Origin of the sequence: Butyrivibrio fibrisolvens (genome assembly GCF_037113525.1) — a bacterium.
GTDB lineage: Bacteria > Bacillota > Clostridia > Lachnospirales > Lachnospiraceae > Butyrivibrio > Butyrivibrio fibrisolvens.
Genome location: NZ_CP146963.1, coordinates 4606776 through 4624027, shown reverse-complemented (window position 1 = coordinate 4624027; position 17252 = coordinate 4606776). Strand labels below are relative to the sequence as shown.

Below are 17252 nucleotides of genomic sequence, written 5' to 3'. Positions count from 1 at the left end.
AATGCCAATAATATTATAGAGGAACTACAAATTGTTAAAATTATTAAATGACAGACGGTAGAAAATCATGGATGAAAGGCACATCTCGTATATTGTGCGACTAATTCGGAATGTCATTCCGAATTAGTCGCGTTGAATCGCGTGTTTATATGTGATATAATACGACTAATTAGGAATGACATTCCGAATTAGTCGCATTTTACTCATAGGAGATAGTTATCATGGAATATATCAAAAGAGCCATTGAAGATGTAATCGAACATTCCGCTCAAACCTTCAAATGTACATTGATTACCGGTGCCAGACAGACAGGTAAATCCACGTTGGTCAAGCACTTGTTTGCAGATGTAAAACGGGTATCTTTTGATGATCCTTTTGTAGAGGAACAGGCCAAAACTAATCCTGAGATGTTCATGTCCTTAAATGAGCCGCCCGTATTTTTTGATGAGATTCAATATGTACCATCTTTGTTTAGATATATAAAACAGACAAGTGATAATAATGAATCAAAAGGATTGTTCTATCTTTCAGGATCTCAACCTTTTAAGCTTATGGAACTGGCTTCAGATTCACTTGCAGGACGTGTAGCTATTATTGAACTTCCGCCTTTATCTCTTCGAGAAATATTAAAAAGTAATTTTTCAAAACCATTTCTTCCCACAATGGAGTATGTACAAGAAAGAAATAAAGACGCTGTAAAACCAGATAATATATGGAAAATAATACATCGCGGTGGATATCCTGAGATGCAGGATCCAGATATGGACTGGGCGATGTATTTCTCAAGTTATGTTAAGACTTATTTAGAGCGAGATGTAAGAGAACTCGCTTCTGTTCAGGACCTTGATGCATTTCGCAGATTCATGATTGCATGTGCTGCAAGAACAGGACAGATGCTTAATTATTCTAATATTGCAGATGAAGTAGGTAAGGATGCAAATACTATCAAAAACTGGGTATCAATATTAGAAGCATCCGGAATAATATACATACTCGAACCATATGCAAACAGTGCATTAAAACGAGCAATCAAGACTCCCAAGATGTATTTTAGGGACACAGGGCTTGCTGCATATCTTACCAGATGGTTAACTCCCGAAACACTTGCATCAGGAGCAATGAGCGGAGAATTCTTCGAAACCTTTGTGATTTCTGAAATACTAAAAAGCTATTCAAACAAAGGACTGGATTATAGATATTTTGTTTCCTATTATAGGGGAAAAGACAAAAAGAAGATCAAGAAAAACGGAGAAGTATCCCAGGAAGAAGCTGAGATAGATTTTATTATCGAACAGGATGGTATTCTATATCCTATTGAGATCAAACAAAGCAGTAATGTTTCTGCGGATATGACTTCAGCATTTCAAATATTGGATAAGATTCCTGAAAAGAAAAGAGGAACCGGAGCAGTAATATGCATGTGCTCAATGCCGGGTGCATTAAGAGATAATATTCTTCAGATACCGTTTTGGTTCATTTGATGAAAAAACGAATTGACAGCATGAACGCTGCCAATTCGTTTTTTGGTATCATTCCTCAATCAGAGTTACTGACCAATCCCAAGAATCTCTTTAATATCCTCTACATAATCTTCAACAAGAGTAGGAGACTCCCCGTCAAATTCAATGACAGTATCGCCTATTTCATCGTACATAACCTCATTGATCGAATCTATTTCTATAGATAGCATAAGGTGATTAGCTGAGACATATTCACTTACGTTTCCTCCCGAGAGCAGGAGATTAACGATTTTCAGCTGGTGCTCTGAGAGAATTGATGACGATGTTGCAGCTTCAACATTTGTGTTAACCACAGCATCATTACTCATATTATCAATCTCTTGAACAGTACCACTAACAATATCTTCTTCAAAGGAAGCAGCCTTACTATCATCAAACGCCATAAACTCATCTTCATCAGACATCTCTTCAGCTGTAATGAGCTGCTCTCTTGTATAAGCAGCATCCTTTCTGATACCAGATAATTTATCAAAATCGATATGTATCTTAGGCCTTGCAGCTTCCTCTTTTTTCCTGATATAAGCATCAATCTCATCAGTTATAGCCTGGATCACAAGCGGGAGATTAAGCTTTTGCTGAAGCGGATGCCCAAAAGAAAACTTCCGTCTGCACAGTCTGTCTATCTCCCTGCAGATGGCGCCAAGGTCGCTGCTCTTACCATTTATCTCTCTGTAAGTTTCAACGCTCCAGTGACCCTCTTTGCACCTGTAAACGCGGCAGCTGCTAAAGCGGTATTCGTAGTTGTCGTACCTTAAGTGGTCGTAGAAGAGGGCCTTCCTGAACATGTGATAAGGATAGATTCCCCTTGCTCCAAAACACTTCTCAAGGAGCATAGGCTTGTCATGTTCCTGATAAAAGAGGGATATGGCTCTATAAGCCCTGACCGCGATCTCTTCCATATCCTTAGGATTCTTCCTATAGAACAAAGAACCCGAAAGAGAATAGGAGGAGAGAGCATCAATTGCTTCAAAAATCTTATGAGTATCTTCTTCACTTAAATTAAACTCATCATTTTCTGATTCAGAAGAATTGTCGTTTTCTTTTAAAGAATTCTTACTCCGATCCGTAGCTTCCAAAATATATTTTTCATAACTAAAAAGAGTAGACAGACTATCATCAACACCCTTGTCATAGATGCCTTCAAGAAGACTTACAGGAAGGTCATAATAAACCACGTAGTCGATGAGCCATTCCTTGATATAGTCATGCATAGAGGTATCGACCTTACCAAAAACTTCATCTATGTGAAGGATCTTCCTAAATCCATCCTCAGGATCAGATACACCAATATTGCATAAAAGTTCGTAAAGGTATACATACACAAAGGAGATGGAATTAGTATCAGTATCTCCCTCTCTTATTCGTCTTCTAAAATCAAAATAGCCGCGGAGCTGGTCATTGTTCATGACATGATATGTTGGGAAAAAGCGCATGAACCTTCCATGGAAGTCATAGCTTTCCTCATAATCTTCCATGAACTTACCCTGCTTGTAGAAATAATATCCATCAGCTCCAGGCCTTGAATCAATAACGTTATATAAGGCCTTCATCTCAGCTATTCTTGGAGGAAGGCTTTCATCTACATGTCTGCGGCCACCAAATGATAATGGCTGGTCCTTGTATGTTCCTGTAAAGACAACATTACCTGTATTAGAGTAGTTGTCTGAATAATCGGAACTGCCGCTAGTCTTGGGATAATCTATATCTATTGATTTATGATAATCTATCGACTTATTAATAGATTTATTAACAGTATCAGATCCAAGATATCTATCATCATTTATATTTCTTTGATTTCCATTAGAGGAAGCCGAAATATCTTTCCTATCCCTTGTTATCTCATAACTTTCATCCAATAGCTTTATGATCTCATCAAGCGCCACACTCCCATCCAAAAGGATCGTTACCCAGTTCTTTTTACTCATATGGTACGCAGGAAGAAATCCCTCTTTTTCCAAAAGAGATGGAATCTCAGCGTCGGGACAGCGTAGATCTATGACATCATAAATACGCCCGGGGGTAAGACCCAGGCGCTGACCGTCCACATTCATAAAAAGTGCGTACCATTTAAGAGAACTCTCATGCCTGAGCACTGCATACTCAGGCAGAAGAGTCCACGGATAAATTGGCTTTATATTATATTTGTTATTGGAATAATCTAAGATATCATAACGAAGAGAGCCATCGGGAATCATCTATCAGTTCCCTTTGTTCTTTTTGGAAGCCTTTTTGATATGCTCAAGATTCAACTCCGGCATAAGCTCGGTGTCGATGATATTAAGCATCTCTTTGAGCTTGTTATAGTCTTCCTCTGAAAAACGCTCTTTGCATCTTTCATCTATAGTCTTAAGATATGACTCATAGATATTAGAATAGTTTATGTATTTTTTAGTTGGACGTATATGGTACTCACGCTGATCTTCTTTGGACTGAATTTTCTCAATATAGCCCTTCTGAAGAAGACTGTTGACCCTGTACGCTGCATTAGGCGCAGAGATATTCATCATATGAGCAAATTCAGCTATGGTTGGATTCTTAAGAGCGCTGATACATTCCATACTGAAAGTCTCAACAGTCGTGAGCGTTGCTTCACGTGTTTCAAAATTTGAAAAGATCTGCATATAAAAATGTATCCTGAATTTACTGTAAATATCTGATAGAGCCTTGCTAAGCTTATCCATCTTTGCCTCCTGCTATACTAAAAAACATATTTGACTAATTGTTCTTGATAACGATCAAAATACAATTAATTCATCCTGTTAATTAAAAAATTTATTGCACTTTAAGTATAACAGTTTTATAGATCAAAAAGAAGAATCAATGTAAAAAAGACTTATAATTTAGCGTTAATCTGTATTTTGAACTATTAGCGACTATATGTTTTTGACAAAAATGTATATCTTTTTGATCAAAAAATACAAATTACTATATTTAATCCATTGATACGGCAAACATAAGCTCAGCTTTAACTGCAATCTTGCCATCAACACGAGCCTCAGCACTTGCAATACCAAGAGGCCCTTCCTGACGAACCAGCTCGCACTTAAGCTCTACAACATCCCCCGGAACAACCTGCTTCTTAAAACGAGCCTTATTAACACCACCAAACAGAGCAATCTTCCCCCTGTTCTCCGGCATTGAAAGAAGAGCCACAGCCCCTGTTTGCGCCAGTGCTTCAAGAAGAAGTACACCTGGCATAATAGGCTCACCCGGAAAGTGTCCCTGGAAGAACGGCTCATTCATAGTAACGCATTTTCTTCCAATAGCCCACGCTCCAGGCTCATAATCTTCTATGACATCTACAAGCGCGAAAGGATAACGATGCGGAAGTATCCCCGCGATTTCCTTAGCACTAAGCTTATTTGGATTTTCTCTTGGTTCCTTAGGTAATGACATATGTCACCTCTTAATTCACTATTATGATTCAATAACTATATAAATATTACGGAAACTTGGATTTCAGGGGCGTGACTTAATAAAGTCATAAGCCGATTTTGAAAAAATTCTTGATTATTCTTAGTGTCTTAGGAGCGAAAGTACAGCGTGTTCACGTCAGCGGATAAGACACTTAGAAGAATCTAGAATTTTTTCACATGAGGCTTATGATTTTATTAAGTCACGCCCCTGAAAGGCAAAGCCCCAATAATTAAGCAGTATACTTCTTGAATATAAGGCATGCATTGTGGCCGCCAAATCCAAGGGAGTTACTCATTGCGTATTCAACATCTGCGTTTCTTCCTTCATTAGGAACGATATCAAGATCGCACTCCGGATCAGGATTCTTGTAACCGATAGTTGCTGGAATAAATCCCTCATCTACAGCCTTTACGCAGAATACCGCTTCAACTCCGCCAGCGCCGCCAAGAAGATGACCTGTCATAGATTTTGTACTTGATACAGGAACCTTGTAAGCATCATCGCCAAATACCTTCTTGATAGCCTTGGTCTCGCCTGCATCGTTAAGGTGAGTTGATGTACCATGAGCGTTGATATAAGAGATGTCAGAAGCCTTGATTCCTGCATCCTTAAGAGCAAGTCTCATACAATCTGCTGCACCGTTTCCTTCAGGGTCTGGAGCAGTGATGTGATAAGCATCGCAGTTAGCGCCGTATCCAACGATCTCAGCATAGATGTGAGCGCCTCTTTTCTTGGCATGTTCAAGCTCTTCAAGAACAAGTACGCCGCTTCCTTCGCCCATAACAAATCCGCTTCTGTCTGCGTCAAAAGGAATACTTGCACGCTCAGGATCTTCTGAGTAGGAAAGTGCTGTCATAGAAGAGAATCCACCGATTGATAAAGGAGTGATAGAACCTTCTGCACCGCCGCATACCATAACATCTTCATAGCCGTCACGTACTCTGTGGAAGGCATCACCTACAGCATTAGTTCCGCCTGCGCAGGCTGTAACAGGACATGTACACATACCCTTAAGGCCGTGGGATATAGCAACTCTTCCGGCAGCCATATTTGAGATAGAAGTTGGAATATAGAAAGGAGATACACGCTCCCAGCCTCTTTCCTGACCTCTTGTATGCTCCTGCTCGATGATACCGATGCCGCCGATACCACTTGAAATGATAACGCCGCAGTTTGCAGCTTCATCTGCATTTACCTTTGCTTCATAAAAAGGTATCTCTTTGCCCTCTTCATCCTTCTGGTTCTGATCCACAAGACCTGAATCAAGGATAGCTTCTTCTGCAGCATATAAAGCATACTGTGTGAACGGTGCCATACGTCTTGCTTCACGCTTGTTAAGACGCTTTGAAACATCGAAATCCTTAACTTCACCGGCAACCTTAACCTTAAAATCTGTTGTGTCAAAATAAGTTATGGGGCCAATTCCGCACTCACCATTCCTGATAGCATCCCAGCTTTCTGAAACGCTGTTGCCGGTAGGGTTAACGGTTCCAATTCCTGTTACGACGACTCTACGCATAAAAACTCCTTATAAATTCTTGATACTCAATAATAAAAAACGCTATTGCAAACTAAGTGATTTCATTTAGAAATACATATTGAAGATAACTAAAGACATATATCAAAAGTATTTAATAACATGAACTAATATACTAAATACTTATCTATGCTAATCTCAGCATCCCATGCCGCCATCAACTCCAAGAACCTGACCTGTGATATAGGATGACTTTTCAGATGCAAGGAAAGTAGCTGCATTTGCTATATCCTCAGGCTCGCCCGCCTTCTTCATAGGGATAGTTGCAAAGGTTGCCTCCTTGGCAGCATCTGTCATCTCCTTGGTCATATCTGTGTTGATGAATCCTGGAGCTATCGCATTACATGTAATATTTCTTGAAGCAAGCTCCTTGGCTGTAGACTTTGTAAGACCTATAAGACCTGCCTTACTTGCAGAATAGTTGATCTGACCTGCGTTACCGTGAAGACCAACAATACTTGAAAGATTGATGATACGGCCATAGCGCTGCTTCATCATAGGCCTTGTAACTTCCCTTGTCATAAGGAAAGCGCCGCGAAGGTTTGTTGAGATAACATCATCAAAATCAGAAGTGTTCATTCTCATGAGAAGGCCATCTCTTGTGATACCTGCGTTATTAACAAGGACATCGATTCGTCCAAATTCGTTCATGGCAGTTTCTGTTAAGGCTTTAGCACCTTCCTCTGTAGAAACGTCTCCCTGAACGGATATTACTCGTATATCTTTTCCTTTTTCCGTAGCTGCACTAAAACAAAGCTCTCTTGTTTCATCAGCTTTAGCGCTGTTACCGGCGTATCCGATCACAAGGTCATAACCTTTTCTGGCAAAAGAAGTTGCGATCGCTCTTCCAATACCGCGGCTTCCTCCTGTGATAACGGCACATCTTTTTGTTTCACTCATTAGTTATTCCTCTTTATTTCATGAATAAAAAATATTCTAATAATATTCCTGATACCTGATTCACAAATAAGAAATCAGAATTATGCTGTTAACATCTTTTGCGAAAGCATCTCTTCGAATTCTGCAGCTGTCTCTACTCCGTAGATCACATAATCATCTACGCCGATAGCTTTAGCAGTCTTTTTGATAAAGCCTGAAAGTGCATGTCCTGGACCAACTTCTACGAATTCTCTAACGCCAAGTTCAAATAAGCGTCTGATGATAGCTTCCATACGAACAGGACTCTGAACCTGTTTTACTAAAAGATCCTCTATTGAAAGGCCTTCTTCATTTTCTTTTCCCAAATAATCATAGAGAACTGTGATTGATTCCTTGCCCCAGGAGATATCTTTGAACTTATCTGAAAGAGCATCACCGGCGCTCTTCATGAAGCTTGTATGGAATGGTCCGCTTACAGAAAGTGGAAGAACGCGCTTAGCGCCGGCTTCCTTTGCATACTCGCCTGCTTTATCTACGGCAGCTTTCTGGCCGCTTATAACGAGCTGGCCCGGGCAGTTGAAGTTACAGATCATAACTACTTCGCCTGTTTCCTTGCTTGCCTTTTCGCAGCACTCGTTAAGAACATCCTCCTCAAGATTAAGGACAGCGCTCATGCCGCAGTCGATTTCTTCTGCAGCCTTGGCCATTGCCTTTCCTCTGAATGCTGCAAGCTCAATTGCCTCTCTTGCGCTAAGAACACCTGCAGCTTCTAATGCTGAATATTCGCCAAGTGAAAGACCTGCGACGTAATCAGCTTCAAATCCGTTTTCTTTAAGAAGCGCTGTCATACCTGCAGCAAATGCAACCATGCAGGGCTGTGTATACTGAGTTTTGATAAGCTCTCCATCTGGATCTTCGAAACAGAGCTTGTGAAGATCGAAATCCAGAACGTCGTTTGCGCAGTCGAAGGCTTTTGCAAATGTTGTATACTTTTCATACAGATCCTTGCCCATACCTGCATGCTGAGCGCCTTGACCGGCATATAATATAGCTTTTTTCATATATTCCCTTTCCATAAATACTATTCATGAGATATATCATTTATATCTCTTTATATATTGAACAACCTTATTCATAACATCATTCAAATTTATAAGATTTATATAGCCTCTTTGACTTTGCTGAAATCTAACCCCCTGCAAAGGTCTGCAAATATATCTGCTACAGGCCTTACGCTTGTCACCTGTCCGCAGGTCTGACCTGTCATAAGAGAACCAGTTCTTGTATCACCTTCAAATACAGCTCTTCTTAGTGATCCAAGTGTATATTTTTCAAGCTCTTCAAGTGTTGCACCCTCTTTTTCCTTGGCAACATACTCGCGAGCCATCTTGTTTTTAAGAACACGTACGGGAGTTCCGCCGATACGTCCTGTAACGATGGTGTCACTTCCTTTAGCCTTGATGATCGCCTCTTTATAATTGTCATGAATAGGACATTCGATAGATCCAAGAAGACATGTTCCAACCTGTACACCGCAAGCTCCAAGCTCAAGTACTGCGCGCATCTGTCTGTTGTCTGCTACGCCGCCTGCTGCGATTACAGGGATATTTACAACATCGCACACCTGAGGAACAAGTGTCATTGTTGTCATCTCTCCGATATGTCCTCCGGATTCGCATCCTTCAGCAATGATCGCATCAGCACCGCAGTCTTCAAGGTGCTTTGCAAGAATAGGAGCAGCAACAACAGGCATTACAAAAATTCCTGCCTTTTTAAACTGATCCATATACTTACCCGGATTACCGGCACCAGTTGTTACGAAAGGAATTTTTTCCTCACATACGATCTTTACGAATTCATCAGTCTGAGGATGCATGAGCATGAGATTAACGCCGAAAGGCTTATCTGTTATCTTTCTTGCATCTTCAATTTCTTTTCTCAGAACATCAGGAGTCATACCGCCTGTAGCAATGATTCCAAGTCCGCCTGCATTAGAACATGCTGCTGCAAATGCGCCTGTCGCGATGTTGGCCATGGCTCCCTGAATGATCGGATATTTTGTTCCAAGTATATTATTTAAATAATTCATACCAGTCCTCTTTACTATTCAGAAATGATTTATATTTTTGATAAAAGATCTGTTTCCATCTTTATTTTATTAGCCAGGATGGTATCTGATCTCAAGCTTTTCCACCTTCAAAGCTTATCATTACTCCGCCCCAGGTAAGTCCTGCGCCAAATCCGACAAGGATAAGCTTGTTGCCTTTTTTCAGCTGCCCTGACTCGTACAATTCCGAGAGCGCAAGTGGTATAGAGCCGGCACTTGTATTTCCGAAATGATCGAGATTTTTATAGAACTTGGAAGGGTCTTCTTTGGATTTTTTGACAACATGGTCGATGATACGGGAGTTAGCCTGATGACATACAACGTGGTCGATATCTGAAAGAGTTATGCTGTTGCCATCGTTAATAGCCAGAAGATCATCAATGCATTTAGGCATAGCCCATACTGCAAATCTGAAAACTGCCTTGCCGTCCATCTGAACGAAGCTTTCGTCATTACCTGCTCCAAGACAGGATATTTCCTTGCCGCCTCTTGCTCCAAGTACCTGACGGAAAAGAGCCTCTTCGTCCTTTTCGATTACAGCAGCACCGCCGCCGTCTCCAAAGAGTACGCATGTAGTTCTGTCTGTCATATCAAGAAGGCGGGAGAGCTGCTCCATACCTATAACAAGTCCGTATTTTTTACCACCGCCTTCAAGAAGGCCTCTTCCTACGCACAGAGCATATATAAATCCGCTACAGGCTGCGTTAACATCAAGTACCGGTATATCCTCAGGAAGACCAAGCGCCTGCTGCACAAGACATGCGACAGAAGGAGTTGCATAATCCCCTGAAATAGTAGCGCAGATAACACATCCTATATCTTCTTTGGAGATTCCCGATCTTTCCAAAGCTTTGCTTGAAGCTTCTATAGCCATGGAAACACAGGATTCGCCATCTTCACAAAAATATCTTGACTGTATACCGGTTCTGGTTCTTATCCACTCGTCATCGGTCTCAACGATCCTTGACATATCGTCGTTGGTAACCTTTTTGGATGGATGTATTCCAGCTACCGATAATATTTTGATTCCCTGCATTATTAGTTAAATTTCCTTTCAGGCCTTTTTGCGGAAAAAGGATACAGGCTCTTTTACCTCACCTATATTCCTGTACTTTTCGTGCCTGTCGGCAATGATATCTTTTGCATTCATTCTCGAATAAGCTGTGAGAGCCTTTTCTATTGCTATAGAAAGATTCTCATATACATCTTCAGAATCTACCTGCATTCCGCCTTCAGGCTCTTCGATGATCTCATCGCAAAAACCTGCCTCTTTAAGATCATAGGAAGTCATCTTCATAAGCTCGCACGCTTCCTCAGCTCTTCCTGAATCCTTCCACAGTATGGAAGCAAAGCCTTCAGGTGAAAGAACTGAATATACTGCGTTTTCAAGCATGATGACTCTGTTGGCAACGCTTATTGCAAGAGCACCGCCGGAGTTTCCTTCGCCTGTAACGATCGTGATAACAGGAACAGAAAGATGTGACATGGCAGCAAGATTTCTTGCAATGGCTTCACCCTGCCCGTGTTCTTCAGCTTCTTTACCGGGATATGCTCCTGGTGTGTCAACAAAAGTGATGATAGGACGGTGAAACTTATCTGCCTGTTGCATGATCCTTAAGGCCTTTCTATATCCTTCAGGACGCGGCATTCCGAAGTTATAATCCATATTTTCCTGAACAGTATGACCCTTACGATGGCCAAGGACTGTTACGGGACGTCCGTTAAAACGGGCAATTCCGCCGAAGATGCTCTTGTCTTCATCAAAAAGGTGATCACCTTTTTGCTCAAAAAAATCTGAAAAAAGATGCTCTATAAAGTCTTCAATATGAGGTCTTGCAATTGAACGTTCAATAGAAACGCGCTGATGTGGTGTAAGATTATTATTCACCGAATGCTACCTCCTTTTTCTGAAGAAGAGTTATGCCGTGATGTTCGCTTCCCTGGTGGAGTTTTAGAAGATCTATCAGGGTATCACGCATATCTTTTCGTTCAACTATCTTGTCAACAAAGCCGTGTGATTCAAGATATTCAGCTCTCTGGAATCCCTTGGGGAGCTTCTTGCCTATTGTCTGTTCGATAACTCTTGGTCCTGCAAATCCAACAAGGGCGCCGGGCTCAGCAAGTGTTATGTCTCCAAGTGTGGCAAAAGAAGCTGTGACACCGCCAGTAGTAGGATGTGTCAGATAACTTATATAAAGACCGCCGTTTCTTGAAAACTCTTCAATAGCATCAGCTGTTTTGGCCATCTGCATGAGAGAGTAGATACCTTCCTGCATTCTGGCGCCGCCACTTGCTGAGAAGATGATAAGGGGTCTTTTCTTCTGGGTTGCATATTCAATTGCTCTTGTAACTTTCTCTCCAACAACGCTGGACATTGATCCCATGAAAAAGTGTGAATCAAGAACAACGCATACTGCTTTGATACCACCAATGCGGCCTGTAGCACATACGGCTGATTCCTTCATGCCTGTCTTTTTCTGCTGTTTTTCAACTTTTTCTTCATATTCTGGGAAATTAAGCGGATCTGCCGGAGACATTTTTGAATCCATCTCCTTCATTGTACCTGTATCGAATACAGCCTTAAGGCGGGTTTCCGCACTCAAAGGAAGGTACTTGCCGCAGACAGGGCATACATAAAGAAGTTTCTCCCACTTGGGGATCAGCTGTCTGCGTTCACAGGAAGGACATGTAATGAAAAGTTTATCCTGTATACTCATAGGAATAAAATCCTTTCAATGATATGATGCAGGCGCCAAAAGTACCTTTTGACGCCATACATAAAAGGTTAAGCTACTTTGTTCTCTTTAAGGTAAGCAACCACCTTACCAACTGTATCAAGCTTAGCGATTACTTCATCAGGAATCTTTGTTCCAATAGCATCTTCAAGAGCCATGTGAAGCTCAACAAGATCAAGTGAATCTGCTTCAAGATCTTCTGTAAGAGAAGCGTTCTCTGTAACCTTATCCTCGTCGCATCCAAGTGTGTCTACAATAATCTTCTTAACGTCTTCGAAATTCATTTTAGTTTCCTCCTTATTAATAATGAAAAATTGTTTTCATTTAATTAAGAAACAACTACATATCGTATAACTCTATGTTTTATCACGTAGTTCACAGAACCATATGATAAAGTTTCTTTAATTAAATTATTTTAAGCATCTTAAAACTGATTAAAATATTATAACTAGTTTCCAAAGATGTCAATATAAGACTTAAAACTTTTTAATATTTTATTGATAAACTTTTGAGGAGATTTAGACTTTGCCTATTCCAGATAGTGGCAGTTTATAAATGTTTTTTGCGTCAAAAAAAGTGTTATAATTCAAGGCTTAATATCTGGAAGCTTATAGTCTGGGATCCAAACTCGCTTCGCTCAGACAGGTGGATCCCAAGCAGACTATAAGTTTCCATCTATCAAGCTCTTGAATTTAATAACACTTTTTAAAGACGCAAAAATCATTTATAAACTACCACTATCCGGAATATCCAAGTTAAAGACCTTATAAGGAATATAAATAAAGATAGATAGTAAATTTCTAGAAGAATTCGAAGATTGAGGTGTTTTAGTTTTGGTTTTCTTTGTATAGTTCTTTGATATCTTCGATTTGAAGATCAGGAGACATTACGTGTAAACCAATATACATAGTATTGAGTTTTTCAATAGGTGCTTGTGTATAAATATTCATCGGAGTCTCATCAGGATAAGCGATACTCCAGTATTTAAAAAGCCATCCTGCCCACTCCATCATATCCAGATCATAAGACGGCCCTTGCTTTATGGTGCATTCTGTTTCTAAAGTGCTCAAAAGATAAGCTTCACCAAGCCACATTGGACTTTGGTCTTTTTTATATAGATGCTCTGCAAGCTCAGAATGCATAAGCTTGTCTACAAAATCTACTGAATCATAGCCTCTTTTAACTGATAGTCCAAAGAGTCTTGCAGACATTTCGCATGTAAAAGTATCTGAACTGGTAAGTCTCATAGGCTGTATTCCTCAAGTATTTCATCAAAGAACTTAACATCAGTTGCACGGCGAAACCTTGTAGTTATTTCATTAAGTACAGTTTCGTTTTGACGTCTTCTTTGATCATTGAAAGCTTTTGCCATACTTCTTTCATTTTCAGTAAGCTTTCTGCAACAATCGGGAAATAAGAGACATAAATATCATTTGTATACAGCAACTTTAACCATAAGTCTTCCTTTTCTTGTGTTGCCGTTCTGGCCGAGGTATTTGAATTTGCCGTGGCCTCTTACGGAAACGCGTGCTCCTTCTTTTAGGTCGTAACCTGCACTGTAAGCAGTGCGACCGTCGATGAATACGAGCTGCCTAGATACGAGTTCCTGAGCCTGGCTTCTGGATATGTGGTAGACAAAAGCAAGAATCGCATCAAGTCTTTCGGATGCAACAGATCCGGAAACTTCTTCGAAGGAAGGTCTCACGTCACATTCTTTATTAAGAACAGGAATACATTTTACAGAAGTGTGTTTGATGCGGATGAGTTCCTTACAAATTAGTTCTTCCATATCTTTTAGGATGTATAAATATGCAACCTGTCCATCTTCCGAAACGAGGATATCACCTATGATATCTCTTTCGATTCCGAGGTTCATAAGGCTGCCAAGAAAATCTCTATGAGTAAGTTTGTCTGCAAATTTTGCATTTACGGGCATAACTTTAAGGCAGGATACGATGGATCCACCTTCGTCTTCCTGAAGTTTTAAATTTTCGGCATCGAGATAGGAGGGCAGAAAGCAAAGAACGTTTCGCTCGCTGTCTTCGTAGCCGCCATATAATGTAAACTTTACGCCGTTATAGACCTGGTTACTTACAGAGCCGCCGTTTTTATTTATTTCATCAAGCACAGCTGCAAGTTCAGAAAGTCCCAGGAAGTTTGTGTGCGTAGTGTAATCATTTTGGTAAGCTCTGCCGGCCAGATCCTTAACGTGGCCAACCAGTATTGAATAATCATTTTCCATGAAATGGTCCTCTGTTGTTTTTTTGAAGTGATCAATTAAAAATATCATTTGTGCTAAGCTTTTTTCTGACATTAATTGGAAGCTTTATTTTTTTCAAACATTATTAATTCAAATATGTATTTCTCATTATGAAACAAGTACAAGTTTTCGCCGGGAATTTTTCGTTATCCCCTAACGATTATCATACATCATGTCCGCGGCCGGAGGATGATTTTTTCACTCCGCCTGGCAGTATTTTTCCTAAATAGCATTATTATGTATATTTGCCATCATCTTTTTTGGCGCCCCCGGCGCCCTTTTGTATAATTTGTCGCCCGGCCCTATTGTAAACTTTTTGGCCTGCCGGTGTATATTTATACTGCGCCCCGCGCCCTCTTGTTTAATTCCCCTCGCTTTGCGTATTTGATCGTTTTTTCGATAGTGTTCGCCTCTCCACACCCCTTTTCTAAGTGCCAAACAGATTTTTTTGAAAAGTAAAAGGAGCGTATGTGTCACTGTTGCTTAATTAAAGATTAATACAACAATTCTTTTTTTATTTAGCGCAGCTCGAAAACCGCGTATTTTAAGCCTTTTCCAGAAAAAGATATGTTGTTTTTTGGAATAAAGGTGGTTCATTTTTGGATAAATTTATGTTGAACTTAGGAAAACGTTATGGTGCGTTATGGAAGGCTTCTGAAAGGGTAAGTTCTGGTGGTTTTTGGAAAAAGAATATGTTTTGTGCGGGAAAATATGGGTTTTCTTCTGGAATCCAGAATCTAACAGGTCTTGCGGGGGTTATGAAAAAGGCAAAGATGTGCTTTTTTTTGGAATAAATGGGTAAAACTTGTGTGTAAAAATGGAATTTGTAAAACGAAGATGTGGTAATATTTGGAAAATCCAGAGCTAAGTTGTGCGTAATTCTGGAATGAAAATACAAAGATGTGATTAAATTCGGAATATTACACCTATAAATTCTGCTGCTTTTTGGAATAAAAAACCTAAAGTTTGAGTGTGATCTGGAATAAAAATACGTAAGAGGTGGTGAATTTTGGAACAAAAAACTATGAAAAAGGGCAAAATTAATAACTCCGGGTCTTATACGTTTACTATGCTAAGAAGATATGGTGAGTTTTGGAATAAAGATGTGGAATTAATTGGAATTAATGGGCGTGAAAGTGCGGAAAAAACTGGATTCTTCATTCCAATTTTAGCGTACTAAGTGAAAAAATGACGTTTTAGAGATTTAATTGTTAAAAATGTAATTGTTTAAATTATCATTTTATACATTACCAAATTAATGATCTGGTGTTTTTTGGAATGAATTAATGGTTTATTTGGAATTTATCGTGGTGCATTTTGGAAGATGGAATTTCTGGAAATATTTTTTGAAATTTTTTTTTAGAATTAGTTGTGGTTGATTTTGGAATGAAAATGGTATACATCTGTCTGATTTTGGAATGAATTAATTAACTCTTGCCGAATTTTGGAATCAGACATGCCGAATTTTGGAAGATTTCGAAAGTACGAGTAAAATGGAATGCTATTGCGGGGGCATGGTCTTTTGAGTATAATGATTTTACTTATAAACTAAGACTAAATTGGAATGGATATGGGGGTTAGTAAGAGAAAATTGGAATCTAAGACGAAAAATACTGAAAACAGTACGATGCTCAGCAATGTTACGTACAAGAAGTCCAATACTCTGATCACCGCAAAGGGTAAATCTACTCTTCTTGGCCAGAAGCTTTTTGCTATTGGTATCCTGATGGCAAAAGAACTTGACGATGGAAGTCTGGAAGCGATTATTCCCGGAACCTATTTGCGTAAAGCGCTCGGCAGAAACAACGGATCTTTTTACGATCAGATCGTTGCACTTGTTGAGCCTCAGAAGAATAAGGCATCTCTTCTTGACTGGCGTATTATATACAAAGACAAGGAAGAGCAGAAGATCGAAGCATCAAATGTTATCACTGATGTTACTTTTCACGATGGCAGACTTACACTTCGATACAACAGTAAGATCAAGAAATATATCACAGGTCTCAAGAACAACTATACCGTTTTGAACCTGTCAGAATCTTTAACTTTTACAAGCATATACACATATAGACTTTACGAAGTACTTAAAGCTGAAATGGATTATCAGCGTGCGATCAGTCATTCCGAAGGTCCTTATGAAGTGACCTACGAACTCACTGATCTTAAGCTCATGCTTGGAATTATCGATCCCCAGGAGAATGCAGATATTGCTAAAGCTCTGAAAAAAGAATCTCCTGACTATGAAAAGATCGAAAAGAAGGCTGAAGAGAGTGGTATCAACAAGATGTCTAACTATACAGACTTCAGAAGATACGCTCTTGAAAGAGCTAAAAAGGAACTTAATAAAAAATCCAGTATCCATGTAGACTATAAGCCAGTAAGGATGGGCCGCGGCGGAAAGGTTGTAAGTATCTGTTTCAAACTTTCCAGAGTCGGACATGAAAAAGCTAAAGAAGTTGAGGATGCTCCAAAGAAGGATATCTTCGAGCAGATCGATGAAATGCAGCAGCTCTTCAGCGAGAAGATCACAGCAAGTGATGCTAAGGCAATCTTAGAAGCAGCAGGCATGGATATGAAAAAAGTTCGTTACGCTTATGGTATTTCCAGAAAGTCCGGACGAATTGATAATATTGTTGGATGGATGATAAGTGCGATCAAGAATGGCTATACCGAGAACGTTTCGGGTGCGTCGGATGCTGATTTTGAGCAAAACACCTACGATTTTGAAGAACTTGAAAAGAGATTCGTAGAGAATTAAGACTTATGCGCCGACTTTTAGTCGGCGCTTTTTTAGCCT

At 39.9% G+C, this 17252-nt stretch carries 17 protein-coding genes; 3 read left to right on the top strand and 14 right to left on the bottom strand.

Annotation, left to right across the window (positions count from 1 at the left end; all coding sequences use genetic code 11):
• The first annotated feature begins 221 nt into the window (after nucleotides 1-221).
• Nucleotides 222-1481: an ATP-binding protein gene (locus tag WAA20_RS19710; RefSeq protein ID WP_073389192.1), complete on the top strand. Its 1260-nt coding sequence runs from the start codon at nucleotides 222-224 to the stop codon at nucleotides 1479-1481.
• A 65-nt stretch (nucleotides 1482-1546) separates the two neighbouring features.
• Here the strand turns inward: WAA20_RS19710 and WAA20_RS19705 are convergent, their stop codons facing one another.
• From WAA20_RS19705 to WAA20_RS19640, 14 genes are all read right to left on the bottom strand, one after another.
• Nucleotides 1547-3715 carry a TerB N-terminal domain-containing protein gene (locus WAA20_RS19705; RefSeq protein WP_073389194.1) on the bottom strand — a complete coding sequence of 723 codons (2169 nt, stop codon included), beginning with the start codon at nucleotides 3713-3715 and terminating at the stop codon, nucleotides 1547-1549.
• Between the two features lie 3 nt (nucleotides 3716-3718).
• Complete coding sequence (locus tag WAA20_RS19700; RefSeq protein WP_073389195.1) at nucleotides 3719-4201, bottom strand: MarR family transcriptional regulator; 483 nt, start codon at nucleotides 4199-4201, stop codon at nucleotides 3719-3721.
• 250 nt (nucleotides 4202-4451) lie between these two features.
• Nucleotides 4452-4916, bottom strand: a complete 465-nt coding sequence (fabZ, locus tag WAA20_RS19695; RefSeq protein ID WP_073389201.1) for a 3-hydroxyacyl-ACP dehydratase FabZ — start codon at nucleotides 4914-4916, stop codon at nucleotides 4452-4454.
• 250 nt (nucleotides 4917-5166) lie between these two features.
• The gene (fabF, locus tag WAA20_RS19690) at nucleotides 5167-6456 is read right to left on the bottom strand and encodes a beta-ketoacyl-ACP synthase II (protein WP_073389202.1); all 1290 of its coding nucleotides are present in this window, start codon (nucleotides 6454-6456) and stop codon (nucleotides 5167-5169) included.
• A gap of 156 nt (nucleotides 6457-6612) precedes the next feature.
• Nucleotides 6613-7374 (bottom strand): 3-oxoacyl-[acyl-carrier-protein] reductase, encoded by a 762-nt coding sequence (gene fabG / locus WAA20_RS19685; protein ID WP_073389204.1) that lies wholly within the window; start codon nucleotides 7372-7374, stop codon nucleotides 6613-6615.
• 80 nt (nucleotides 7375-7454) lie between these two features.
• A complete protein-coding gene (gene fabD, locus WAA20_RS19680; protein ID WP_073389205.1) occupies nucleotides 7455-8414 on the bottom strand; it encodes an ACP S-malonyltransferase in 960 nt (319 codons plus the stop codon).
• A gap of 98 nt (nucleotides 8415-8512) precedes the next feature.
• On the bottom strand, nucleotides 8513-9442 hold the full coding sequence (locus WAA20_RS19675; protein ID WP_073389207.1) for a nitronate monooxygenase: 930 nt from the start codon (nucleotides 9440-9442) through the stop codon (nucleotides 8513-8515).
• A gap of 91 nt (nucleotides 9443-9533) precedes the next feature.
• A complete protein-coding gene (locus WAA20_RS19670) occupies nucleotides 9534-10496 on the bottom strand; it encodes a beta-ketoacyl-ACP synthase III (protein WP_073389208.1) in 963 nt (320 codons plus the stop codon).
• 18 nt (nucleotides 10497-10514) lie between these two features.
• Entirely contained in the window at nucleotides 10515-11348 is an 834-nt protein-coding gene (locus WAA20_RS19665) for an acetyl-CoA carboxylase carboxyltransferase subunit alpha (protein WP_073389210.1), read from the bottom strand.
• The gene (gene accD / locus WAA20_RS19660) at nucleotides 11341-12177 is read right to left on the bottom strand and encodes an acetyl-CoA carboxylase, carboxyltransferase subunit beta (RefSeq protein ID WP_081373918.1); all 837 of its coding nucleotides are present in this window, start codon (nucleotides 12175-12177) and stop codon (nucleotides 11341-11343) included. The genes WAA20_RS19665 and accD overlap by 8 nt, the downstream gene beginning before the upstream one ends.
• 68 nt (nucleotides 12178-12245) lie before the next feature.
• Entirely contained in the window at nucleotides 12246-12479 is a 234-nt protein-coding gene (gene acpP, locus WAA20_RS19655) for an acyl carrier protein (RefSeq protein ID WP_073389211.1), read from the bottom strand.
• Between the two features lie 543 nt (nucleotides 12480-13022).
• The gene (locus tag WAA20_RS19650) at nucleotides 13023-13442 is read right to left on the bottom strand and encodes a hypothetical protein (protein ID WP_073389213.1); all 420 of its coding nucleotides are present in this window, start codon (nucleotides 13440-13442) and stop codon (nucleotides 13023-13025) included.
• Nucleotides 13439-13567, bottom strand: a complete 129-nt coding sequence (locus WAA20_RS19645) for a hypothetical protein (RefSeq protein WP_338801922.1) — start codon at nucleotides 13565-13567, stop codon at nucleotides 13439-13441. The genes WAA20_RS19650 and WAA20_RS19645 overlap by 4 nt, the downstream gene beginning before the upstream one ends.
• 57 nt (nucleotides 13568-13624) lie before the next feature.
• A complete protein-coding gene (locus WAA20_RS19640) occupies nucleotides 13625-14437 on the bottom strand; it encodes a YlmH/Sll1252 family protein (RefSeq protein WP_073389214.1) in 813 nt (270 codons plus the stop codon).
• A 617-nt stretch (nucleotides 14438-15054) separates the two neighbouring features.
• Between WAA20_RS19640 and WAA20_RS19635 the strand changes: the two genes are divergently transcribed.
• Both WAA20_RS19635 and WAA20_RS19630 read left to right on the top strand, forming a co-directional pair.
• Complete coding sequence (locus WAA20_RS19635) at nucleotides 15055-15249, top strand: hypothetical protein (RefSeq protein WP_073389218.1); 195 nt, start codon at nucleotides 15055-15057, stop codon at nucleotides 15247-15249.
• Between the two features lie 833 nt (nucleotides 15250-16082).
• On the top strand, nucleotides 16083-17213 hold the full coding sequence (locus WAA20_RS19630) for a replication initiation protein (protein WP_338801921.1): 1131 nt from the start codon (nucleotides 16083-16085) through the stop codon (nucleotides 17211-17213).
• Nucleotides 17214-17252: the final 39 nt, after the last annotated feature.